24 protein-coding genes are annotated in these 20,317 nt (G+C 55.5%); 11 read left to right on the top strand and 13 right to left on the bottom strand.

The window, feature by feature from the left end; all coding sequences use genetic code 11:
* Positions 1-19: 19 nt before the first annotated feature.
* From galE to modE, 3 genes are all read right to left on the bottom strand, one after another.
* Positions 20-1,036: a UDP-glucose 4-epimerase GalE gene (galE, locus tag PGR10_RS15440; RefSeq protein WP_045364697.1), complete on the bottom strand. Its 1,017-nt coding sequence runs from the start codon at positions 1,034-1,036 to the stop codon at positions 20-22.
* A gap of 206 nt (positions 1,037-1,242) precedes the next feature.
* Positions 1,243-2,718, bottom strand: coding sequence for a molybdate ABC transporter ATP-binding protein ModF (gene modF / locus PGR10_RS15435; RefSeq protein ID WP_430923739.1), 1,476 nt, complete (start codon positions 2,716-2,718; stop codon positions 1,243-1,245).
* A 67-nt stretch (positions 2,719-2,785) separates the two neighbouring features.
* Positions 2,786-3,574, bottom strand: a complete 789-nt coding sequence (modE, locus tag PGR10_RS15430; RefSeq protein ID WP_087860065.1) for a molybdenum-dependent transcriptional regulator — start codon at positions 3,572-3,574, stop codon at positions 2,786-2,788.
* Positions 3,575-3,727: 153 nt separating this feature from the next.
* Here modE and PGR10_RS15425 point away from each other — a divergent pair, with 153 nt between their 5' ends.
* The 4 genes from PGR10_RS15425 (at position 3,728) to modC (ending at position 6,528) form a co-directional block, all read left to right on the top strand.
* Entirely contained in the window at positions 3,728-3,877 is a 150-nt protein-coding gene (locus tag PGR10_RS15425) for an AcrZ family multidrug efflux pump-associated protein (protein ID WP_087860064.1), read from the top strand.
* Positions 3,878-4,004: 127 nt separating this feature from the next.
* A complete protein-coding gene (modA, locus tag PGR10_RS15420) occupies positions 4,005-4,781 on the top strand; it encodes a molybdate ABC transporter substrate-binding protein (protein ID WP_087860063.1) in 777 nt (258 codons plus the stop codon).
* Positions 4,778-5,467, top strand: a complete 690-nt coding sequence (gene modB / locus PGR10_RS15415; protein ID WP_015367643.1) for a molybdate ABC transporter permease subunit — start codon at positions 4,778-4,780, stop codon at positions 5,465-5,467. The genes modA and modB overlap by 4 nt, the downstream gene beginning before the upstream one ends.
* A gap of 2 nt (positions 5,468-5,469) precedes the next feature.
* Positions 5,470-6,528: a molybdenum ABC transporter ATP-binding protein ModC gene (modC, locus tag PGR10_RS15410; RefSeq protein WP_113373881.1), complete on the top strand. Its 1,059-nt coding sequence runs from the start codon at positions 5,470-5,472 to the stop codon at positions 6,526-6,528.
* Here the strand turns inward: modC and PGR10_RS15405 are convergent, their stop codons facing one another.
* A complete protein-coding gene (locus PGR10_RS15405; protein WP_308958660.1) occupies positions 6,529-7,347 on the bottom strand; it encodes a pyridoxal phosphatase in 819 nt (272 codons plus the stop codon).
* A gap of 184 nt (positions 7,348-7,531) precedes the next feature.
* Here PGR10_RS15405 and pgl point away from each other — a divergent pair, with 184 nt between their 5' ends.
* Positions 7,532-8,527, top strand: coding sequence for a 6-phosphogluconolactonase (gene pgl, locus PGR10_RS15400; RefSeq protein WP_015367640.1), 996 nt, complete (start codon positions 7,532-7,534; stop codon positions 8,525-8,527).
* A gap of 60 nt (positions 8,528-8,587) precedes the next feature.
* Here pgl and PGR10_RS15395 read toward each other — a convergent pair whose 3' ends face one another.
* The 3 genes from PGR10_RS15395 to ycgZ all read right to left on the bottom strand — a co-directional run bounded on the left by PGR10_RS15395 (position 8,588) and on the right by ycgZ (position 9,514).
* Entirely contained in the window at positions 8,588-8,854 is a 267-nt protein-coding gene (locus tag PGR10_RS15395) for a biofilm development regulator YmgB/AriR family protein (protein ID WP_015367639.1), read from the bottom strand.
* Positions 8,855-8,901: 47 nt separating this feature from the next.
* Positions 8,902-9,204: a hypothetical protein gene (locus PGR10_RS15390; protein WP_171830086.1), complete on the bottom strand. Its 303-nt coding sequence runs from the start codon at positions 9,202-9,204 to the stop codon at positions 8,902-8,904.
* A gap of 64 nt (positions 9,205-9,268) precedes the next feature.
* Positions 9,269-9,514, bottom strand: a complete 246-nt coding sequence (gene ycgZ / locus PGR10_RS15385; RefSeq protein ID WP_087860058.1) for a regulatory protein YcgZ — start codon at positions 9,512-9,514, stop codon at positions 9,269-9,271.
* A gap of 309 nt (positions 9,515-9,823) precedes the next feature.
* On the opposite strand from ycgZ, the gene PGR10_RS15380 reads away from it, so the two are divergent.
* Together PGR10_RS15380 and PGR10_RS15375 are read left to right on the top strand one after the other, a co-directional pair.
* Positions 9,824-11,035 carry a diguanylate phosphodiesterase gene (locus PGR10_RS15380; RefSeq protein ID WP_113373884.1) on the top strand — a complete coding sequence of 404 codons (1,212 nt, stop codon included), beginning with the start codon at positions 9,824-9,826 and terminating at the stop codon, positions 11,033-11,035.
* A gap of 156 nt (positions 11,036-11,191) precedes the next feature.
* Entirely contained in the window at positions 11,192-11,926 is a 735-nt protein-coding gene (locus tag PGR10_RS15375) for a MerR family transcriptional regulator (RefSeq protein ID WP_087860056.1), read from the top strand.
* A gap of 53 nt (positions 11,927-11,979) precedes the next feature.
* Here the strand turns inward: PGR10_RS15375 and PGR10_RS15370 are convergent, their stop codons facing one another.
* Both PGR10_RS15370 and PGR10_RS15365 read right to left on the bottom strand, forming a co-directional pair.
* Complete coding sequence (locus PGR10_RS15370; RefSeq protein WP_113373885.1) at positions 11,980-12,534, bottom strand: helix-turn-helix transcriptional regulator; 555 nt, start codon at positions 12,532-12,534, stop codon at positions 11,980-11,982.
* A 28-nt stretch (positions 12,535-12,562) separates the two neighbouring features.
* Positions 12,563-12,775, bottom strand: coding sequence for a hypothetical protein (locus PGR10_RS15365; RefSeq protein WP_430923738.1), 213 nt, complete (start codon positions 12,773-12,775; stop codon positions 12,563-12,565).
* Positions 12,776-13,166: 391 nt separating this feature from the next.
* On the opposite strand from PGR10_RS15365, the gene blc reads away from it, so the two are divergent.
* On the top strand, positions 13,167-13,700 hold the full coding sequence (gene blc, locus PGR10_RS15360; RefSeq protein ID WP_087860053.1) for an outer membrane lipoprotein Blc: 534 nt from the start codon (positions 13,167-13,169) through the stop codon (positions 13,698-13,700).
* On the opposite strand, the gene PGR10_RS15355 is transcribed toward blc, so the two are convergent.
* The 4 genes from PGR10_RS15355 to PGR10_RS15340 all read right to left on the bottom strand — a co-directional run bounded on the left by PGR10_RS15355 (position 13,697) and on the right by PGR10_RS15340 (position 17,038).
* The gene (locus PGR10_RS15355) at positions 13,697-14,491 is read right to left on the bottom strand and encodes an anti-sigma factor family protein (RefSeq protein WP_213317976.1); all 795 of its coding nucleotides are present in this window, start codon (positions 14,489-14,491) and stop codon (positions 13,697-13,699) included. The two genes, blc and PGR10_RS15355, sit on opposite strands and share 4 nt — an antisense overlap.
* Positions 14,488-15,021 (bottom strand): RNA polymerase sigma factor, encoded by a 534-nt coding sequence (locus PGR10_RS15350; RefSeq protein WP_259678467.1) that lies wholly within the window; start codon positions 15,019-15,021, stop codon positions 14,488-14,490. Before PGR10_RS15350 ends, PGR10_RS15355 begins: the two co-directional genes overlap by 4 nt.
* A gap of 18 nt (positions 15,022-15,039) precedes the next feature.
* Positions 15,040-15,579, bottom strand: a complete 540-nt coding sequence (locus PGR10_RS15345; protein WP_430923737.1) for a tetratricopeptide repeat protein — start codon at positions 15,577-15,579, stop codon at positions 15,040-15,042.
* Between the two features lie 175 nt (positions 15,580-15,754).
* A complete protein-coding gene (locus PGR10_RS15340; RefSeq protein ID WP_087860050.1) occupies positions 15,755-17,038 on the bottom strand; it encodes a putative acyl-CoA thioester hydrolase in 1,284 nt (427 codons plus the stop codon).
* Positions 17,039-17,251: 213 nt separating this feature from the next.
* Here PGR10_RS15340 and hutI point away from each other — a divergent pair, with 213 nt between their 5' ends.
* The 3 genes from hutI (at position 17,252) to PGR10_RS15325 (ending at position 20,251) form a co-directional block, all read left to right on the top strand.
* Positions 17,252-18,511, top strand: a complete 1,260-nt coding sequence (gene hutI, locus PGR10_RS15335) for an imidazolonepropionase (RefSeq protein WP_430923736.1) — start codon at positions 17,252-17,254, stop codon at positions 18,509-18,511.
* Entirely contained in the window at positions 18,508-19,464 is a 957-nt protein-coding gene (gene hutG, locus PGR10_RS15330) for a formimidoylglutamase (protein WP_113373889.1), read from the top strand. Before hutI ends, hutG begins: the two co-directional genes overlap by 4 nt.
* A 61-nt stretch (positions 19,465-19,525) precedes the next feature.
* Entirely contained in the window at positions 19,526-20,251 is a 726-nt protein-coding gene (locus tag PGR10_RS15325; RefSeq protein WP_430923735.1) for a histidine utilization repressor, read from the top strand.
* The last annotated feature ends 66 nt before the right edge of the window (positions 20,252-20,317 follow it).

The raw sequence follows: 20,317 nt of genomic DNA, 5'->3' as shown, positions 1-20,317 counted from the left end.
GAGCCTTACCTTTAGGCTATTAGTCCGGATAACCCTGCGGATGACGGGACTGCCAGTGCCAGGTGTCCTGCGCCATTTCGTCAAGGTTGCGCGTCACGCGCCAGTTCAGCTCGCGGTCAGCTTTGGCGGCGTCAGCCCAATAGGCCGGGAGATCGCCATCGCGGCGCGGCGCGAAGTGATAATTAATCGGTTTACCGCAGGCTTTGCTGAAGGCGTTGACCACGTCCAGCACGCTGCTGCCGACGCCTGCGCCAAGGTTGTAGATATGAACGCCGGCTTTATTCGCCAGTTTTTCCATGGCCGCGACGTGGCCGTCGGCGAGGTCCATCACGTGGATGTAGTCGCGCACGCCGGTGCCGTCTTCGGTCGGGTAGTCGTTACCGAATATTGCCAGTGATTCGCGGCGGCCAACGGCAACCTGGGCGATATACGGCATCAGGTTGTTCGGGATGCCCTGCGGATCTTCGCCCATATCGCCTGATGGATGCGCGCCGACCGGATTGAAGTAGCGCAGCAGCGCGATGCTCCAGTCCGGCTGGGCTTTCTGCAGGTCGGCGAGGATCTGCTCAACCATCAGTTTGCTTTTACCGTAGGGGCTTTGCGGGGTACCGGTCGGGAAGCTTTCAACATAAGGGATCTTTGGCTGGTCGCCGTAGACGGTTGCGGAGGAGCTAAAAATAAAGTTTTTAACGCCGGCTGCGCGCATAGCGGAAACTAATTTAAGTGTACCGGTGACGTTATTGTCGTAATATTCCAGCGGTTTGGCGACGGACTCGCCGACGGCTTTCAGGCCGGCAAAATGGATCACCGCTTCAATAGCGTGATCGTGCAGAATTTCCGTCATCAGCGCTTCATTACGAATATCGCCTTCGACAAAGGTGGCTTTCTTGCCGCCGAGACGTTCAATGACCGGCAATACGCTGCGTTTACTGTTGCAGAGATTGTCGAGAATAATCACATCATGTCCCTGCAGCAGCAGCTGTACGCAAGTATGACTTCCAATGTAACCGCTACCACCTGTGACCAGTACTTTCATGATTCGCTCCAATAGGCTTATCGTGTGAGAAGAAGATAGCATACCAAAGAAGGCAAAAGTGTGACACAGGCTAAAATAGTGGAATCGTTTACACTTGATGGTGTATTAAGACTGATTTTATGTAATTATTTATAAAACAGTGTGTTGTTGTGGTTTTTGGTTATTTCTCTGAAAAAATACAGGGATCCGCAGACCCCTGTATAGCGCTATTCCGCCAGCGCGCCGAGACGGTAAGTGTAACCGTCTCCACTGCGAATGAACTCCAGACGGTGAGTGATGCAGTCAGGGGCATCTTCGGCGTGATGCGATACAAACAGCAGCTGCGTGGCCCCTTCGCTAATCAAAACATCAACAAAACGACGTACCAGTTGACGATTCAGCGGATCCAGCCCCTGTAACGGTTCGTCGAGTATCAGTAGAGTCGGATGTTTAACCAGCGCGCGAACGATCAGCGCCAGCCGCTGCTGTCCCCACGACAAACTATGAAACGGGGCGTCGGCGGTGCGTTTATCAATGCCGAGAATATCCAGCCAGCGCTGGACCAGCTTGTGCTGCTTATCAGAGACCGCCTGATAAATGCCTATCGAATCAAAGTAGCCGGAAAGGATCACGTTACGCACGTTTGTGCTGACGCGGTATTCCAGATGCAGGCTGCTGCTGACATAGCCAATATGTTTTTTGATATCCCAGATGGTCTCGCCGCTGCCGCGACGGCGGCCAAAGAGCGTCAGGTCGTTGCTGTAACCCTGCGGATGGTCACCGGTGATCAGGCTTAGCAATGTGGATTTTCCCGCGCCGTTAGGGCCGACAATTTGCCAGTGTTCGCCGGGGTTCACCGTCCAGCTTAGCTGGTTGATGATCGCTTTATCGTTATACGACACCGTGCCGTCGTTAAGAACGATAAGTGGAGCGTTCTCTGCTAAGTCATGCCGTGCGGCGGGGGCATCCGGTTCAGGTAGCGTCATACCGGCCAGTTTTTCGCTATGCGCCAGTTGGGCAACCAGCGCCTGCTGTAATAACGCCTGTTTCTCGCCGGTTTCGCTCAGCGTGCAATCCGCCAGCACGCCGGCATATTCAATGAATTCCGGGATTTCGTCAAAGCGGTTGAGTACCAGTACCAGGGTGATACCAGCCTGATGCAGGCAGGCCAGCAGGTCGGCCAACTGTTGGCGCGAAGCGACATCCAGGCCATCAAACGGCTCGTCGAGGATCAGCAGGTCGGGGTCGCTCATCAGCGCCTGGCAGAGGAGCGTTTTGCGGGTTTCGCCCGTCGACAGATATTTAAAGCGCCGCGTCAGCAGGTGGCTAATGCCAAACTGCTCCGCCAGCCGGGCACAGCGTTCCGGGTCGCGTCTTTCACCTTCGATGATTTCTGCGGTGGTACGACCGGTATCTTCTTCGCCGGGGCTCAGCATATCGGTGTTGTTGCGTTGCCACTCGTCGCTGACCAGTTTCTGCAGCTGTTCAAAAGAGAGGCGAGTGATACGCTGAAATGCGCTTTCGCGCTGCCCGTTGAGTAGAGTCAGTTCGCCGGCCAGCGCTCTGGCCAGCGCCGATTTACCGCTACCGTTGCTGCCGACGAAAGCCCAGCTTTCGCCAGCGCGCAGCGTGAGGCGATCGATATGTAAGGTTTTTATATCGCTAAGGCGAAACGTACCTTGCGAAATTTGCAATGATGACATTGTGTATCCCACTTTTTGCAGCGTTGTGCTTCAGGGATACGACTTCACGGCAATAAAGTCAATGCCATTAGCATAAGGTCGCCAGAATGATACGATCGGCATTGAAGTAAGCGATCGCCTGCGCGCCTTCCTGCAAACCGTCGGTTTGCGCCGTTGGCAGCGTGGCGCACAGGTTTTGCCCATCCGGCAACGCCATGATAACTTCGCACCGATCCGGCCCGCGTTCAATGTGGCTGATGCGCCCGGTAAGCTGGTTGTCCGCCTGCTGCGCTACGGCGTGGTCAAGCGTGATGCCGACCCACGGCGCTTTCAGCAACACCAGCACTTCCTGGCCTTCATCAAGCCCGAGGCGGTCGGCGCTTTGAGCGGTAATGGCGACTTTAAAACGGGTCTGACCGTCCGCCAGCAGCACGTCGACATGTTGCTGTACCTGCTGGTGGTCGCGACCGGTGATGGTGCCGAACCACTGGTTGCGGGCGCTGGTTTGTAACGAGAAGCGGGAAATCGCCGCCAGCAAACTGTCGAGGGGCAGGGCGTCATCGTCGCTTAACACATCGAAGGCTTTTTGTTGAATCTGCGCCAACAGATCGTATAACTGAATCAACCGCTGGCCATAGCGGGTCAGCACCGCGCCGCCGCCGCCTTTGCCGCCGGTGGCGCGGTCGACCAGCGACTGTTCGCTGAGCTGGTTCATTTCGTTGATCGCATCCCATGCGCTTTTATAGCTGATACCGGCGTTCTTCGCGCCCTGGCTAATTGAGCCAGTCCGATCGATCTGCTTGAGTAAGGCTATTCGGCGGGGATCGGCGAACAGGCGCTGCTGAAGCTTAAGCGTAAGAAGGATTTCGGCCTGCATAATCAATTCCTGACGTAAAAAGCGTATTGTGAACGATAGCGCCCATCTTGCAACAGGCATCTGCCGCGGCGGCGGCGAGGCACCGCACAAATGGGGCGTGTTTTTCCGGCTGAAATGGTTACAATGAAGTATTCGTACTATCTGGAGCCAACCATGTTAGAGCTGTTGAAAAGTCTGGTATTTGCTGTCGTCATGGTACCTGTGGTGATGGCGGTCATCCTCGGTCTGATTTACGGCCTCGGTGAAGTGTTTAACCTTTTCTCCGGCGTCGGTCATAAAGACAGCAGCCAGCAAAATCACTGATTCCCCAACGCCCGGTCCGCCGGGCGTTTTCTTTTGTACCGATCCTGATTCCCCCTAATTGACGCTGTGAAATTCTCACCATAGTCGTTATATTATCTACTACATAACGAATAAACAGGAGTTTCCAATGGCAGGTCAATGGTCGCGTTTTCTCACCGGAGCGGCATTAACGCTCTGCGTTTCTGGTCATGCGCTGGCGCAGGACGGCAAAATTACCGTTTTTGCCGCGGCGTCGTTAACCAACGCTATGCAGGATATCGCGCAAGCGTATAAAAAAGAGCATCGTGTCGACGTGGTCTCTTCCTTTGCTTCTTCCTCCACGCTGGCGCGGCAGATTGAAGCCGGCGCGCCCGCCGATCTGTTTATTTCAGCGGACCAGAAATGGATGGACTATGCCGTAGACAAAAAATCAATCGATACGGCTTCCCGCACTACGCTGCTGGGCAATAGTCTGGTGGTGGTCGCGCCGAAAGCCAGCGATCGCGGCGATATCGCCATTAATGATAAAACCGACTGGACCAGCCTGCTGCAAGGCGGGCGTCTGGCGGTCGGCGATCCGGACCACGTGCCGGCAGGGATCTACGCGAAAGAAGCGCTGCAGAAACTCGGGGCCTGGGAGACGCTGTCGCCGAAGCTCGCGCCGGCAGAAGACGTGCGTGGCGCGCTAGCGCTGGTGGAGCGCAACGAAGCGCCGTTGGGCATCGTCTACGGCTCTGATGCCGTCGCCAGCAAGGGGGTCAAAGTGGTGGGCACCTTCCCGGAGGACTCGCACAAAAAAGTCGAGTATCCGCTGGCTATCGTTGATGGGCATAAAAATGCTACCGTAACCGCGTTTTACGACTACCTCAAAGGCCCGGAAGCCTCGGCTATCTTTAAACGTTACGGATTCACCACACAGCAATGATTTTAAGCGATCCCGAATGGCAGGCGGTACTGCTGAGCCTGAAAGTTTCATCCCTGGCGGTGGTTTGCAGCTTACCTTTTGGGATCTTTTTCGCCTGGCTGCTGGTGCGCCGCCATTTTCCCGGCAAAGCGTTACTCGATAGCATTATACATTTACCGCTGGTGCTGCCGCCGGTGGTGGTCGGCTATCTGTTGCTGATTTCCATGGGGCGACGCGGCTTTATCGGTAGTTGGTTATATGATTGGTTTGGTCTGACTTTCGCCTTCAGCTGGCGGGGGGCGGTGCTGGCGGCGGCGGTGATGTCATTTCCGCTGATGGTGCGGGCGATACGCCTCGCCCTTGAAGGGGTGGACGTGAAGCTTGAACAGGCGGCGCGCACCCTCGGGGCTAATCGCTGGCGGGTATTTTTCACCATCACGCTGCCGCTGACCCTGCCGGGCATTATTGTCGGCACGGTGTTGGCCTTCGCCCGTTCGCTGGGGGAGTTTGGCGCGACGATCACCTTTGTCTCAAACATTCCTGGCGAAACGCGCACCATTCCTTCCGCGATGTATACCCTGATTCAAACGCCCGGCAGCGAAGGCGCCGCCGCGCGGTTATGCATCATCTCTATTGTTCTGGCGTTGGTATCGCTGCTGGTGTCCGAATGGCTGGCGCGCCTTAGCCGTAAGCGGATGGGAAAATAACTATGCTGGAGCTCGATTTTAGCCAGACGTTAGGCAATCACTGCCTGGAAGTGCATGAAACCCTTCCCGCCAGCGGCATCACCGCTATTTTCGGCGTCTCAGGTGCGGGCAAAACCTCACTGATTAATGCTATCAGCGGGCTGACGCAGCCGCAGCAGGGGCGCATTGTGCTCAATGGCCGGGTGCTCAATGACGCGCGACAGCGCATCTGCCTGGCGCCGGAGAAGCGGCGTATCGGTTATGTGTTTCAGGACGCGCGGCTGTTTCCGCACTATAAAGTGCGCGGCAACCTGAAATATGGGATGGCTAAAAGCATGGCCGAGCAATTTGATAAGTTGGTGGCGTTATTGGGCATTGAGCACCTGCTCGAACGGCTGCCCGGTAGTTTGTCCGGCGGGGAAAAACAGCGGGTGGCGATTGGCCGCGCCCTGTTGACCGCGCCGGAATTGCTGCTGCTGGATGAGCCGCTGGCCTCGCTGGATATTCCGCGAAAGCGCGAATTACTCCCCTATTTACAGCGGCTGGCGCGCGAGATCCATATCCCGATGCTGTATGTCAGCCACTCGCTGGATGAAATTCAGCACCTGGCCGATAACGTGCTGGTGCTGGAAGCGGGAAAAGTGAAGGCGTTTGGCGATCTCGAAACGGTGTGGAGCAGCAGCGTGATGCATCCGTGGCTGCCGCAGGAGCAGCAGAGCACGATTCTTAACGTCTCGGTGATCGCGCAGCATCCGCAGTATGCAATGACCGCGCTGGCGCTGGGCGATCAGCAACTATGGGTTAATCAGCTGGCGCGAGAGCCGGGCGAAGCGGCGCGTGTTCGTATTCAGGCGTCGGATGTGTCGCTGGTGCTGGAGCACCCGCGACAGACCAGTATCCGTAATATCCTGCGCGCGCAGGTTGTTGGTTGCGTGGAAACCAACGGCCAGATTGAGGTACAGCTTACGGTCAGCGGCAGAACGCTATGGGCGCGAATTAGCCCATGGGCGCGGGATGACCTGGGCATCACCGCAGGTCAATGGCTGTATGCGCAAATTAAAAGCGTATCGATCGCGGCCTGATTACAGCAAGTTACGATTGATAAAGTCGGCGATGCTGGTGGTTTCGTTTTCACCAATCACCACTTTTGCCCGCGCTTTTACTTCCTCAACCGCGTTACCCATCGCCACGCCGGTCCCGACGGCTTCCAGCATGCTGAGATCGTTGTAGTTATCGCCAAAGGCGATAACATCCTGCATGGATAATCCTTGCGCGGCGACCCACTGCGCCAGGCGTTTGCCTTTGCTATTGCCGGCGCGGGCGATATCCACCTGATCGTGCCACGACCATTCGCATTCCAGGCCCAGGTTCTGGCCGACGGTCTGCGCGAAGTCCTGTAGTTTCGGGATATTTTCATCGGTGAGGGCGAATTTCCACACCGCCTGCACTTCACGCGCCGCCTGGGCCAGAGAATCCACCTGGGTGAAAACCGGGCGCTGTTCAACCGGCAGCGACTGCGCCCAGTTAGTGGTGCGGATCACGTGGCCGGTCGGACGTTCATAAAGCATGGCGTCATCAACGTACATCAGACCGTGAATATCGTGTTCGGCGAGCATGTTGGTGAGGCTGAGGGCTTTATCTACCGGCATCGGATCGGCCTCGAGAACCTTTTTTGCATGATAATCATACAAATAGGTACCATTACAACAAATTGCAGGTGTATCGAGAGCCAGTGCCTGATAAAAAGGATGGATAGCGACGTGATGTCGGCCGGTTACGACGATCACCTGATATCCAGCCTCCCGGGCGCGAGCCAGCGCATCGAGCGACGCCGGAAGAATCGTTTTTTTTGAGGTCAGTAGGGTGCCGTCTAAATCGAGGGCGATCACGCGTGAGGTCATGTGTTGGTTCCGGTAAATGGTGAAAAAGGGTCTGCCATGATGGTACACGGCTTCGTCTCAGGGGCAAATTTTTCAGCATCTACCGTTAAAAACGTCTATACCATTCATCGTTGCGCCGCGCGCCGGATGAAATGTATAACGATGTCCACGAGCAGTTTCACGAGCAGTGAGGAAAGGAGTAGTCATGAAACAAACCGTATATACCGCCAGCCCGGAGAGCCATCAGATTCACGTCTGGAGCCTCAATGCTGAGGGAAATCTGACATTGGTTCAGGTTGTTGATGCCCCGGGCCAGGTGCAGCCGATGGTGGTAAGCCCGAACAAAGAGTATCTCTATGTCGGCGTTCGTCCGGAGTTTCGCGTCCTGGCTTACCGCATTGCGCCAGATAATGGCGCGCTGACTTTCGCCGGTGAAGCCGCGCTGCCGGGGAGCCCGACGCATATCTCCACCGACCATCAGGGCCGTTTTGTTTTCAGCGCTTCCTACAATCAGGGCTGCGTGAGCGTGACGCCATTGATTGACGGCCTACCGGGCGAAACGGTCACCGTCGTCGAGGGGCTGGAAGGCTGTCACTCGGCCAATATTTCGCCGGACAACCGCACGCTATGGGTCCCGGCGCTGAAGCAGGATCGTATTTGCCTGTTTAATCTGAGCGATGACGGCTATCTGGCCGCGCAGGAGCCGGCGGAAGTTACTACCGTGGAAGGCGCCGGTCCGCGGCACATGGTGTTCCATCCGAACCAGCAGTACGGCTACTGCGTGAACGAACTGAATAGCTCCGTTGACGTGTGGGAGCTTAAAGATCCGCACGGGAAAATTGAGTGCGTGCAGACGCTGGATATGATGCCGCCAGATTTCACCGGCGTGCGCTGGGCTGCGGATATTCATATTACGCCGGATGGCCGCCATCTGTATGCCTGCGATCGTACCGCCAGCATTATCACCATCTTCAGCGTTTCTGAAGACGGTAGCGTACTGTCTATTGAAGGCTACCAGCCGACCGAAGCGCAGCCGCGCGGCTTTAATCTCGATCACAGCGGTAAGTATCTGATTGCCGCCGGGCAGAAATCGCATCATATCGCGGTATATGAAATTGCCGGCGAGCAGGGGCTATTAAAAGAGAAAGGGCGTTATGCCGTTGGTCAGGGCCCGATGTGGGTAGTGGTTAACGCGCATTAATTTGCTATTGATAGAAAAAAACCTCGCGCCGGCGAGGTTTTTTTATTCGGACTGACAGGCCTAAATATCATCCATCGTATAGCCGACGACAATTTCCAGCGTCTTACGAATCACATCCGCGGTAACCACGTTATCGGTGGTTTCCAGGGCATTGATCAACCATAAAATAAGCGCCTTATTGCTCAGATGCCCATCTGAGCTGAGGATACTGTCGATTGCCAGCGACATGACCGCAGATTCATCGACTAATTTATCTCCGGCGCTGCGGAAATATTCTGAGAGCGCTGTATCCTGCAGTCCTGCGTAAATATCTGATTGCTGATGCATAGTCTGTCTCATCATATTCTCACTTGTTTATTAAACTTGATCGGGGATCAGTGTATTTTTTTGCCCGTCGGTTCGACGTTACTATCCACAACAACGGCTCTGTTTTCCCACTGGCCGTTAATCTTTTTAATGACTGGAGCGTGATTGCCGCGCGTCGTGAGTCTGACGCTAATTTCATCAATAACGGCAATAATTGCATTCCTTCGCTGGTGGTTCGTTTCCGCTGCCTGCATTAACCGAAGTTTGACTAGTAGCGTCGGAATATTAATTGGCCGGTTTGTTTTAAGAAGAGATAAAACCGCCTCGCCGATAATCTCATCGCTAACCCGATCTGATTGACTGCTTTTCATCATCGTCCCTCTGCATGCCTCGTGTTCCTGTAAGCCAGGTCAGGTGCAGGCCGACAGTCAGCGTTTACTCCTGACGCTCAAACAGCAGGCCAATCAACGTTTGATAATGATCTTCTTCTTCGGGGGCTCGTGCGACGTCAAGACGGCTCAGTAACTTGGTGCAAAGCGCTTTGCGGTTTAAATGCCGCCCTTCGGTGAGAATGTCCATCACGATTTCGCCCAGCGTCTCCTGCTGAGAAGGTAACGATGCTTTGTTGAAATACTGGGCTATCGCGTTCGCTGTATCTGGAATGTAACCATTCTGCTGCATATGCGCTCCTTTAATTTCACTCATCTGTTAACTGTGAGTAAACTTATACAATAATTTGTAACTTGTACATAGCGTGTTGCGCAATAAATCGCGTTTAGAGTATAGTCTATTGAAATTTATTGATAAATTTATTGTTTTTTTATTTTGTGTAAAATTGTCATGAGGGTTCTAAGCGTGACAATCTGTACAAGATTATGCGGCCAGGCGGCGTCGTGTGTTCAATTTTTGTTAATATAAATACTTGTTTCGCAAGACGTATCGAGCAGTAACTGCTACTGTGAATGCTTATACCTCTCATCTGGAACCGCTATGCTCACCACCATCATTTATCGCAGCCATATCTGCGACGATGTCTCATTCAAATCGCTCGAGTCGATGGTTGCTGCGGCTAACGAGAGAAATGGTCAGGCGGATGTCACCGGTATTTTACTTTTTAACGGCACGCATTTTTTCCAACTCATTGAGGGGCCGGAAGAAAACGTACAGCAAATTTATCGGCATATTTGCGCGGACCCGCGTCATTACAATCTGGTGGAGCTTCTGTGCGATTACGCGCCGTCTCGCCGTTTTGGTAAGGTCGGCATGGAGCTGTTTGATTTAAGGGAACACGATCGCGATGCGGTACTACAGGCCGTGCTGGATAAGGGGACGACAAAATATCAGCTGACTTACGACGACCGGGCGCTGCATTTTTTCCGTACCTTTGTCGAAGCGACGGAAAAAGAGAACTACTATGAAATTCCGTCAGCTGATAGCTGGGATTTTATTGCCGATGAGAGCTCGTTTTACCCGGCCGTGCCCTGTATCGACCGTGCTGAAACATGCTGTTTTGCTTTTCAGCCGGTGGTTGACCCTTTTGCCTGTGAAATAGTCTCCTGGGAAGCGCTGCTGCGTACCGTTGACGGAGAACCGCCTGCGGCCTATTTTGCCGGTTTGTCAGGCGATGAGATTTATGTCGCGGATTTGCAAAGTAAACGGGTTGCGCTGGCCATTGCTGGCAAATTAGGCCTGCGTGAACGTACCCTGACCATCAATCTGCTGCCGATGACGCTGGTGAAAGTGGCGGATGCGGTGCCATTCCTGTTAACGGAAATTCAGCGCAATGACCTGATTCCGGAACAGATAATTGTTGAATTCACCGAGCGTGAAGTGATTTCGCGGATGGATGAGTTTACCGATGCCGTACGCAAACTTAAGGGGGCGGGAATTCGCGTCGCTATCGATCACTTTGGCGCCGGTTTTGCCGGGCTATCGCTGTTGGCGCAATATCAACCGGATCGAATTAAAATCGACCAGCAGCTGATCCGCAACATCCATCGTGACGGGCCGCGCCAGGCTATCGTGCAGGCGATCATCAAATGCTGCCATTCACTGGAAATTGCCGTATCGGTGGTTGGCGTTGAGCAGGCGGAGGAGTGGATGTGGCTTGAGGCGGCGGGTATTTCTCATTTCCAGGGAAATCTGTTTGCCAGCCCGCGACTGGCTGGTCTGCCGGCAATCCTCTGGCCGGGGAAAATATGATCCATCCTGAGATAGCGTAAACGCACTTTCATCCTTTTTCCCGCACGCTGTGAGCTGCAACCTGATATCTTTATCTGTACAAGAAAAGAGAGTTGTACAGTATGCCTAAATTCGTTAGTTTAGGCGCTAAAGTATCAGGTTGAGATAAGGCGGCTTATGGCTTTTTACAGTATCGGTGAAGTAGCCGAGCGTTGCGGAATCAATCCGGTCACCCTTCGAGCCTGGCAGCGGCGTTACGGTTTGCTGAAACCGCAGCGTAGCGAAGGCGGGCACCGTCAGTTTGATGAAGAAGATATTCAGCGAATCGAAGAGATTAAGCGCTGGATAGAACGTGGCGTTTCAGTGGGCAAGGTGAAAGCGCTGCTGGAAGGCCAGCTACCTGCCGCACGCGATGAATCTGCCCAACTGCAGGAAGAGATGATGAGTATCCTGCGCTATATGCAGCCGGCAAAAATCCGCGCCAAAATCACCGCATTAAGCCATCAGTATCCTGTCGACACCCTGCTTGATAGCCTGTTTGCGCCGGTGCGCCAGCGGCTGAAGCTCGATCAAAACACCTCGCTGGTTATTAGCAGCATGCTGGATGGCATTTTGATTGATTGCGTGGCGCTGTTTTTAGCCGAGTCGCGGAAGAAAAATGGCAAGGAGACGCTGCTGGTGGGGTGGGGGAATGAAGACCGCACCGGCCTATGGCTGGAAGCCTGGCGCCTTTCGCAGCGTGGTTGGCACGTCAACGTGCTGGCGGAACCGTTAGAATCTCCCCGCCCGGAACTGTTTCCTGGGCAACATATTTTCGTCTGGACCGGGCGCGCCGCCTCGCCGCTGCAGCTGGAGCTGCTGGGCCACTGGCAGGAGCAGGGCTTCAGTATTCACTTCCACGGTAACGAATAAAAAAACCTGCCTTGTAAGTGAGGCAGGTTTCTGTTTACTTACGTCGCGCGTGCTTACAGATGGATTTGACTCCAGGACTTAAATGTTTCGCTACGGCTGATATTAAAGAAATCTGTCCTGCCGCTGCAGCCCAGTTTTTTTATCAGATTCAAACGGATTTGATAAATTGTCTTAATATGCAAGTTGAGCGAGCGGCCAATACTGGCAATGGCTTCGCCATTACTGATGAGCTGAATGACTTTCTTTTCTCGCTCGGTAAACTGCACCCGTTCACCAGGGGAGGTATGCGTTTTATAATACCGGGTGGGTTGATTGAGAAATGTTTTTAATTCTGCTGGCGTCGATCTGGCGGGAATGCGTAACATTGGCAATTCGCTAAGAAAATTAAGATCGTTGCCTTCGGTTAATAAAACAAAAACCGTCTCCCGGCGATTATATTTATGTTGTAATACCGAAAAATAACTGTCGCTGGTAAAAAAGACATACTTTTTACTGAAACACCTTTCTGGCAGCGTACGCAGAATGAGACTAATGCCGCTCAGAAGATAGTGGTTGTCAATCCACAGGTCGTAGCGTTCGGAACAAATGTGCGTGTGTTTACTGAACATTTTGGTCTCCACGAAGCGGGTGGACGAATTAATGGTGAATACCGCGGCGTAGAATATCCAACGCCTGCAAATAGAGATCAGAAAGTATTTCATTACTTTCTGTTTGCAGTCGCTGGTTAATCTCGCTAATTAATTGAAGGTCATCAACTGTTTTATTTTCTTGCAATAAGCTATTTTCAATGTTTTTCAGCAATGCGCAGTTAGCAATAAACTGCACGGGAATTGTATTTTTGATGTGCATAACCCTGAATCTCCCACGCGAAAAATAAAAGCCGCTGGCGTAAACGATTTGCTCATCGTTTACGCCAAAACATTGCGGACAGGCAACGGTAAAGCAGGAACCACCTCAAAATAACCGCGGTATCGGCGCAGAGTGCTGACCCGAACGCCCGCGCAAAATCGAGCTACCCGTCAACTATAGACGCTCAGAACAAACTTGTACAAATTTCTGCGAAAAAATTTGTACACGTTAAATTTTTATTTGCCGAGTTAAGTGTATTTTATTGATATTATTGAATTTGTTTTATTGCGTCATTGTACAATTAGAGCGGTGAATATCTCTGAAAAATGACCGGCGTTCACTGCTCGGGGTTATACTTGTCGGCCAAGAAGGTGAAGAAAAAGGGAATGCGATGAAACTATGGCCAATTCTGACCGGGGTAGCGGTATCGCTGGCGCTAGTCGCCTGTAAGACCCCCACGCCGCCTCGAGGTGTCAAACCGATAAACCACTTTGATGCCAGCCGTTATCTGGGGCGCTGGTATGAAGTCGCGCGCCTGGAAAACCGTTTTGAACGAGGTCTGCAGCAGGTGACGGCAACTTACAGCATGCGTGATGACGGCGGCATTCGCGTACTTAATCGTGGATTTGACCCGCGCAACAACCGCTGGCGCGAAAGCGAAGGCAAAGCCTATTTCACCGGCGCTTCCACCACGGCAGCGCTGAAAGTCTCGTTCTTCGGTCCCTTCTATGGCGGATATAACGTGATCGCGCTCGACGACGATTATCAATACGCGCTGGTGAGCGGGCCAAACCGCGACTATTTATGGCTGCTTTCGCGCACCCCGGATATTCCGACCCACATCCGACAACAATACCTTGCCCTGGCCGCTGAGCTCGGTTTTGCGGTTAACAAACTGGTCTGGGTGCCGCAGGCGAAGGCTTAAACTATCGCCTGCCGCAGGGTGTGCGCCGCATCGTTGAGCGCGGGCGCCGGCATACGGCCGATCAGCGCAAACTGGTAGCCGCCGTGGCGCCACCAGCGCAGGTTCATGCCCTGTCGCTGCTCATTTTGCGGCGGCGAGGCGGTTTGCCGGGCGGCGGGTGAAATACAAAGCGCGACCGGGCCGTAACCGGTATGCAGCCAGAGGATTTGCGTGATCGAGGTACTTTCGTAACGCAGCATACGGACCATTTTCAGCTCCGCCTCAGGCAAGGCGAGCTGGCGTCGTTCTAGAAACAGTCCTGTATCCTGCGCCGAACGACGCAGGCCACGGTCGAGCATCTCGGGTGAATTATCCACATCGGCCACGGTTTCCGCGCTATATAGCGACATGTACTGGGCTTCAAGACGGCGAATATTCTCGTCATCGTCTTCCTGCGGCGCAGGCCGCCAGAAGTAACTTGTTGCGCTACCGATAACCAACAGGCCCAGTGAGGCGCCGATCAGCGCGCGACGGCTGAAGCGCGCCTGATTTTGCGCTTTACTTTCCGACCCGGTGAGGTAGGGCGCCAGTTTCGCCTGCATCCGCGCCACGGGCGCTTCATCAAGCAGGGCGGCGAAAGCATGTTGATAAGGCTGATGATTATTCATCAACGTGGCGGTGCGGCTGGCGAGCTGCGGGTCGCGGGCAAAGGTTTCGCTAAAACGGCGGGCGTCCTCCGCGCACATTTCGCCATCAAGCCAGGCGACAATGGCCTCGTCCTGCCAGGGTGGGGAAAAGCGAATAGGGTTCATGAGCGTTTCTCCTGCGCCGGGGGCGAAACCGCCGGCGTTTTGGCCAGCGTTTCTCGCGCGGCGGCTAGCCGACTCATAATGGTGCCAATAGGTACCGATAGCGTCTCGGCGGCTTCCTGATAACTAAACCCCTCGACATACACCAAAAAGACGGCATTACGCTGCGCCTCGGGCAGTTGATTAACCCGCAGCATCAGTTGCCGATAGCGCCACTGCGTCTCGTCCTGCTCGCCCGGCTCAGGGGCAGCCAGCTCCTCACACTCGACAAACCCCTGGCCGAGGCGGACCTGGCGGGCGCGCAGCTCTGAAATCCAGATGGAGTGCAAAATGGAGAATAGCCACCTGTCGATGCGGGTGCCGGGGGTAAACTGCGCGCTCTTTTCGAGCGCGCGAAGGCAGGTGGCCTGCACCAGCTCCTCGGCGACGTCGCGGTTGTGCGAGAGTACGAGGCCGTAGCGCCACAGGCGAGGAAGATGGGCGGCAAGTTGGCTATCAACGATACGGTTAGCGATGTTCTTATCCTTATTGATTCTGGCGAATCACGACTATCAGGATTCAGGACGTCCGTTTATTGCCGACTGAAGATCGCGGTACTCTTCGCAGCTTTGGCCGCAAATGCCGGCAATCGCCGCCAGCTGCTGTTTGGCCAGATCGGGGCGTCCTTTAACCATCCATGCCTCGCCAAGGTATTCGCGGGCTTTCGCGTAGTCTGGTTTCAGCGCCAGCGCCCGCTGATAATAGCCAATTCCTTCATCGGTTCTCCCGAGCTTACGCGTGGCGTAGCCGCGATAGTTCCACGCCTCAGGCGTATTGGCGTTGTGCAGCGTATCCAGCAGGTTAAGCGCGGCCTGATATTCCCCTTTTTTCGCCAGATGCCAGGCATAATTGGTTTTATCTTCATCGCTAAGGCTACTGGTTTTCTGCGGGACGCATTTTTGGCTCACGCTGTCGTAGGCCTGTCCGCTCGGGCAATCCGGGGTTTGTTTGCTCGGGCTGTTATCGCCCATGGCCAACGCCGCCGGGGTATATAACAAAAATAGCAGCGCCGGAACGACTAAGCGCCTGATGGGAGAAATTTGTGCGTTCATGGTGACCTCCAGGTGGGCGAGAGACGCGATAAGGCATCGCGTTGCCGGTTCTAAGGAGTAAACGCGCAAGCGGGGGGATTTATTCGCCGTTGGCGAAAATTATTAATTGGCGTTGTGGCGAGAGAATGCGTCGATAAGAAAAGCCCGCGCTCGGGGGGAGCGCGGGCCGATAATATTACTGTTTCGGAGCGGCAACCACAAAGCTGCCCACGCCGCGGTTGTTATATTCCCACATGCGGTTGAAGCCGTTGTCGTTAAGGTTACGCTGCGGGTGGCCTTTGTCATCCTGCGCGCCAACGTTACCGCTGAAGGCGCGGTTAGAGCCTACCGCCGCCGCCCACGGTTGAGCAATGTTAAAGCCTTCATTGATGACGCTATCGCGGATTACCACCTGGCCGTTGCTGTTGCCGTCGACGTCCAGCGCGCGGCCCAGCTGCGCGACGTTATCGCCGGACGCGGTGAAGCGGCTGTTGGTAGCCAGGAAGCCGTAGGTCACGCTTTTCAGCGTTGCCGGCGCGAAAACGTAGGCTTCTTTCTGCGTACGCGAGTTCACGACGCGGAAATCGGTATTATCAAATACCACCGCGCCGCGACCGGAAACGATATCCACATCGCCTTCAATATAGCTATTGGTCACCAGCGTGCGGGTTTGACGGTTGTCCTGCAGACGGTTCTGCACGCCGCTATTGGTCACAAAGAAGGTGTTCTGGCGGCCAAGAATGTTGACCTTGTTGATCTGCACCTGGTCGCCATCGCTGCGCAACGCCACCGCCTGGTGGGTACCGGCATCGACGCTATCGCCGAGATTGTTGGCGATAGTCAGGTTCTGCAGCTGCAGGCCATTGTTCTGCGACCAGAAGACCGCGGAACACATCACGCCCACGGTGGCGGCGGATTTGCTCTGGCAACTGTCGAACATATACCACGCGGGTTTGCCTGGCATATATTTGCCGCCCGGATTAACCAGATGACGCCAGCTATTACGGTCCATTTCGGAATCAATTGCTTCGCTGATTTTGACGTCGGCAGGGTTTTCACCGGTACCATAAATCGTCAGCGCGCCCGGCGCGGCAGGTACGTAGACGGTACCCGCATATTCGCCCGGCATAACGGCGATGAACAGGCGACGGGCAGAGTGACGGGCAATCGCCGCATCGACCGCGGCCTGAATAGTCGTGTGGGTCACGCCCTGGGCGCCCGCTGGGCCGACGATGAAATCAGGCTGCGCCGGCAGGCTGATAGCGGATGGCGTCCACGCGGCGGCATTCGGCGTCAGCGACTGGAAATAGGCCGCTTGAGTAAAGTTTTTCGCTTCATCGGCGCTAAGAATCGGCCGTGCGGTATTGCCCGGTGCAGTCTGCGTTGAGGGCTTTTGATCGGCAGGCGTCGAGCTACAGGCGGACAGCGTCACGCCGAAGGCCAGCGCCAGCGCCAGACGGGAAACGGAATATGTGTTCATGTTGCTCCGGGCGATAATATGCAAAGTTACATACCCTTTGTGCGCGACAGGGTATAAGTCCTTTAAAACCTGCTGTTTTATACTAACTTGAACGAAACGGGAAGATGCCAGTTCAAAAACTTCACTTCTTTACGCAACGCGAAGCGCTGACGGAACGTCTTTAGTCACAAAAAAATAACATTTACCCGCGCTTTTATTGACATTACCGGCGTTATGAAAATAAATGTCTATACAACCCATGACAAGTTGAATGCTATGACTGAAGCCACCTCTGAACTCGTTATCTGGCGAAACGCGCGTCTCGCCACCCTGAACCCTGATTATTCCCAACCGTATGGCCTGCTGGAGCGCCATGCGCTGCTGGTGCGTAATGGCCGCATCGAGGCGATCGTCGACGATGCTGATGCCCCGGCAGGGCGTCATATCGACCTCGAAGGCCGGCTGCTGACGCCGGGTCTTATTGACTGCCACACGCACCTGATTTTTGGCGGCAGCCGGGCGCAGGAGTGGGAGCAGCGGCTGAACGGCGTGTCGTATCAAACCATCAGCGCCAACGGCGGCGGCATCAACTCCACCGTGCGCGCCACGCGCGAAAGCAGCGAAGCTGAACTACTGGCGCTGGCGCAGCCGCGTCTCGCTCGCCTGCTTCGTGAAGGGGTGACAACGCTGGAGATTAAATCAGGCTACGGTCTCGATCTGCAAAACGAACGCAAAATGTTGCGGGTCGCCCGACAACTGGCTGACGACAATGGCGTGGAACTGTCGGCGACGCTGCTCTCCGCCCACGCCACGCCGCCGGAATATCATGGCGACGCCGATAGCTATATCTCGCTGGTCTGCGAGACCATACTGCCGACGCTGTGGCAAGAGGGGCTGTTTGAAAGCGTTGACGTCTTCTGTGAAAACGTCGGCTTTAGTCCACAGCAAACCGAGCGCGTATTTCAGGCCGCGCAGGCGCTGGGCATTCCGGTAAAAGGCCATGTTGAGCAGCTCTCGTCGCTGGGCGGCGCTCAACTGGTGAGCCGCTATCATGGGCTTTCCGCCGACCATATCGAGTATCTGACGGAAGAGGGTGTGGCGGCGATGCGCGAAAGCGGCACCGTGGCGGCCCTGCTCCCCGGTGCGTTCTACTTCCTTAACGAAACCCGCAAACCGCCGGTGGAACTGCTGCGCAAGTACCAGGTGCCGATGGCGGTGGCGACCGATTTCAACCCGGGCACCAGCCCCTTCGCCAGCCTGCACCTGGCGATGAATATGGCCTGCGTCAAGTTTGGTTTAACTCCGGAAGAGGCCTGGGCCGGGGTGACTCGCCATGCCGCGCGGGCGCTGGGGCGACAGGAGAGTCACGGTCAGCTGGCGGCGGGCTTTGTCGCAAACTTCGCCATCTGGGATGCCGAGCATCCGGTCGAGATGGTGTATGAGCCGGGGCGCGCGCCGCTCTGGGGGCGCGTGGTACGAGGAGAACTGCAATGATGCTGTGGCAAGCTACGCCCGCCAACCTTTGGCAGGGGCGCGATGATAGCGCGGAGGCGCCCAATGCGCTGCGCCTGTTCCAGACCATCGCCCGCGCGGAACGCTTTGCGCCGCAGGAGATGCCCGGCGATATCGCGCTGCTCGGCTTCGCCTGCGACGAAGGCGTACGGCGTAATAAAGGTCGTACCGGCGCCGGACATGGCCCGGAAACGCTACGCAGGGCGTTGGCCAATATGGCCAGCCATCAGGGCCATGACCGCTGCGTAGACATGGGCACGATTAGCGTTGATGGCGAACAGTTAGAAGCCGCACATCAGGCGCTGCGCGAGGCGGTGGTCGCCTGTCAACGCGCCGGCAAACGCACGCTGGTGCTGGGCGGCGGCCACGAGACGGCCTTCGGCCACGGCGCTGGGGTACTGGATGCCTTCCCGGGCGAAAAGGTGGGTATTATTAATCTCGATGCGCATCTTGATTTACGCTTTGCCGAATGCGCCAGCTCCGGGACGCCGTTCCGCCAGTTGGCGCTGGAGTGTGAAGCGCAGCAGCGAGGTTTTCATTATACCTGCATTGGCGTCAGTCGGGCGGCGAACACCCAGGCGTTATGGGATGAAGCGGCGCGCCGTCAGGTGAATATCGTTGAGGATCTGGAGGTTCTGGAGGCCTTCGAAACTCGCGTGTTGCCGGAGCTTGAGCGCAATATCGCGCAATTCGACCGTCTGTATCTGACTATCGATCTCGACGTGCTGCCAGCGCGCGAAATGCCGGCGGTTTCCGCGCCGGCGGCGCTGGGCGTGCCGCTGGCGACCCTGTTGCGGATCGTCGAGCCGTTGTGCCGCAGCGGTAAGCTACAGGCGGTGGATTTGGTCGAGTTTAATCCGCAATTTGACGTCGACGGACAGGGCGCTCGCGCGGCGGCCCGTCTGGCATGGCAAATCGCCCATTGGTGGCGCTAGCGATCCGCGCTATTATTTTCGTTTCGCCGCTCCGCTTATTACGCATAAGGAAAGCCAGGCCATGTTTGCACAACAACCTCGTTCCGCGCCCGCGCCTTTCTATGAAAAGGTGAAGCAGGCGATCAGCGAAAAGATCCACCGCGGCGAGTGGCGTCCGCACGACCGAATTCCCTCGGAGGCTGAACTGGTCGCCCAGTTCGGCTTCAGCCGCATGACCATCAACCGCGCGCTGCGCGAGCTGACGGATGAAGGCATGCTGGTGAGGCTACAGGGCGTCGGTACCTTCGTCGCCGAGCCGAAAGGGCAGTCGGCGCTGTTTGAAGTGCGCAGCATAGCCGATGAGATTGCCTCCCGCCGTCACCAGCACCGCTGCGACGTGCTGCTTTTAGAGGAGACCGAAGCGGATGTTATCCAGGCGGAGGCGCTCAACGTCGCCGAAGGCACGCGTATCTTCCATTCGCTGATGGTGCATTTTGAAAACGAGGTCCCGGTACAAATCGAAGATCGCTGCGTCAATGCCGCGGTGGTGCCGGACTATCTATTACAGGATTACACCGCCACCACGCCGCATGATTATCTATCGCTCATCGCGCCGTTAACCGAAGGCGAACATATTGTCGAGGCGGTGCAGGCAACGTCAGAAGAGTGCGCGCTGCTGCGCATCATGCCGCACGATCCCTGTCTGCTTATTCGCCGCCGAACCTGGTCGACGACGCATATTGTCTCACACGCTCGCCTGCTGTTCCCCGGCGCGCGCTACCGTCTGCAGGGCCATTTCAGCTCGTAATTTCCCCTGGCGTCAGCAAAACGTGATTGCTGACGCAATATAACAAAATTGTATCATTTCTGTTAA

This window comes from Klebsiella sp. 141198, from assembly GCF_050600785.1.
Classification (GTDB): Bacteria; Pseudomonadota; Gammaproteobacteria; order Enterobacterales; family Enterobacteriaceae; genus Klebsiella; species Klebsiella aerogenes.
The sequence above is the reverse complement of the archived record's forward strand: the minus strand, read 5'-3'. Positions and strand labels throughout refer to the sequence as shown.

Bases quoted from the DNA above. Each gene is read 5' to 3' on its own strand.
- modB (WP_015367643.1), top strand. From the start codon at position 4,778: ATGATTTTAAGCGATCCCGAATGGCAGGCGGTACTGCTGAGCCTGAAA.
- PGR10_RS15355 (WP_213317976.1), bottom strand. From the start codon at position 14,491: ATGAACCCTATTCGCTTTTCCCCACCCTGGCAGGACGAGGCCATTGTC.
- modC (WP_113373881.1), top strand. From the start codon at position 5,470: ATGCTGGAGCTCGATTTTAGCCAGACGTTAGGCAATCACTGCCTGGAA.
- hutI (WP_430923736.1), top strand. From the start codon at position 17,252: ATGAAAATAAATGTCTATACAACCCATGACAAGTTGAATGCTATGACT.
- PGR10_RS15365 (WP_430923738.1), bottom strand. From the start codon at position 12,775: ATGCACATCAAAAATACAATTCCCGTGCAGTTTATTGCTAACTGCGCA.
- PGR10_RS15345 (WP_430923737.1), bottom strand. From the start codon at position 15,579: ATGAACGCACAAATTTCTCCCATCAGGCGCTTAGTCGTTCCGGCGCTG.
- pgl (WP_015367640.1), top strand. From the start codon at position 7,532: ATGAAACAAACCGTATATACCGCCAGCCCGGAGAGCCATCAGATTCAC.
- PGR10_RS15395 (WP_015367639.1), bottom strand. From the start codon at position 8,854: ATGCATCAGCAATCAGATATTTACGCAGGACTGCAGGATACAGCGCTC.
- galE (WP_045364697.1), bottom strand. From the start codon at position 1,036: ATGAAAGTACTGGTCACAGGTGGTAGCGGTTACATTGGAAGTCATACT.
- PGR10_RS15425 (WP_087860064.1), top strand. From the start codon at position 3,728: ATGTTAGAGCTGTTGAAAAGTCTGGTATTTGCTGTCGTCATGGTACCT.
- PGR10_RS15375 (WP_087860056.1), top strand. From the start codon at position 11,192: ATGGCTTTTTACAGTATCGGTGAAGTAGCCGAGCGTTGCGGAATCAAT.
- ycgZ (WP_087860058.1), bottom strand. From the start codon at position 9,514: ATGCAGCAGAATGGTTACATTCCAGATACAGCGAACGCGATAGCCCAG.
- hutG (WP_113373889.1), top strand. From the start codon at position 18,508: ATGATGCTGTGGCAAGCTACGCCCGCCAACCTTTGGCAGGGGCGCGAT.
- PGR10_RS15405 (WP_308958660.1), bottom strand. From the start codon at position 7,347: ATGACCTCACGCGTGATCGCCCTCGATTTAGACGGCACCCTACTGACC.
- PGR10_RS15340 (WP_087860050.1), bottom strand. From the start codon at position 17,038: ATGAACACATATTCCGTTTCCCGTCTGGCGCTGGCGCTGGCCTTCGGC.
- blc (WP_087860053.1), top strand. From the start codon at position 13,167: ATGAAACTATGGCCAATTCTGACCGGGGTAGCGGTATCGCTGGCGCTA.
- PGR10_RS15390 (WP_171830086.1), bottom strand. From the start codon at position 9,204: ATGAAAAGCAGTCAATCAGATCGGGTTAGCGATGAGATTATCGGCGAG.
- PGR10_RS15370 (WP_113373885.1), bottom strand. From the start codon at position 12,534: ATGTTCAGTAAACACACGCACATTTGTTCCGAACGCTACGACCTGTGG.
- PGR10_RS15325 (WP_430923735.1), top strand. From the start codon at position 19,526: ATGTTTGCACAACAACCTCGTTCCGCGCCCGCGCCTTTCTATGAAAAG.
- modE (WP_087860065.1), bottom strand. From the start codon at position 3,574: ATGCAGGCCGAAATCCTTCTTACGCTTAAGCTTCAGCAGCGCCTGTTC.
- PGR10_RS15380 (WP_113373884.1), top strand. From the start codon at position 9,824: ATGCTCACCACCATCATTTATCGCAGCCATATCTGCGACGATGTCTCA.
- modA (WP_087860063.1), top strand. From the start codon at position 4,005: ATGGCAGGTCAATGGTCGCGTTTTCTCACCGGAGCGGCATTAACGCTC.
- modF (WP_430923739.1), bottom strand. From the start codon at position 2,718: ATGTCATCATTGCAAATTTCGCAAGGTACGTTTCGCCTTAGCGATATA.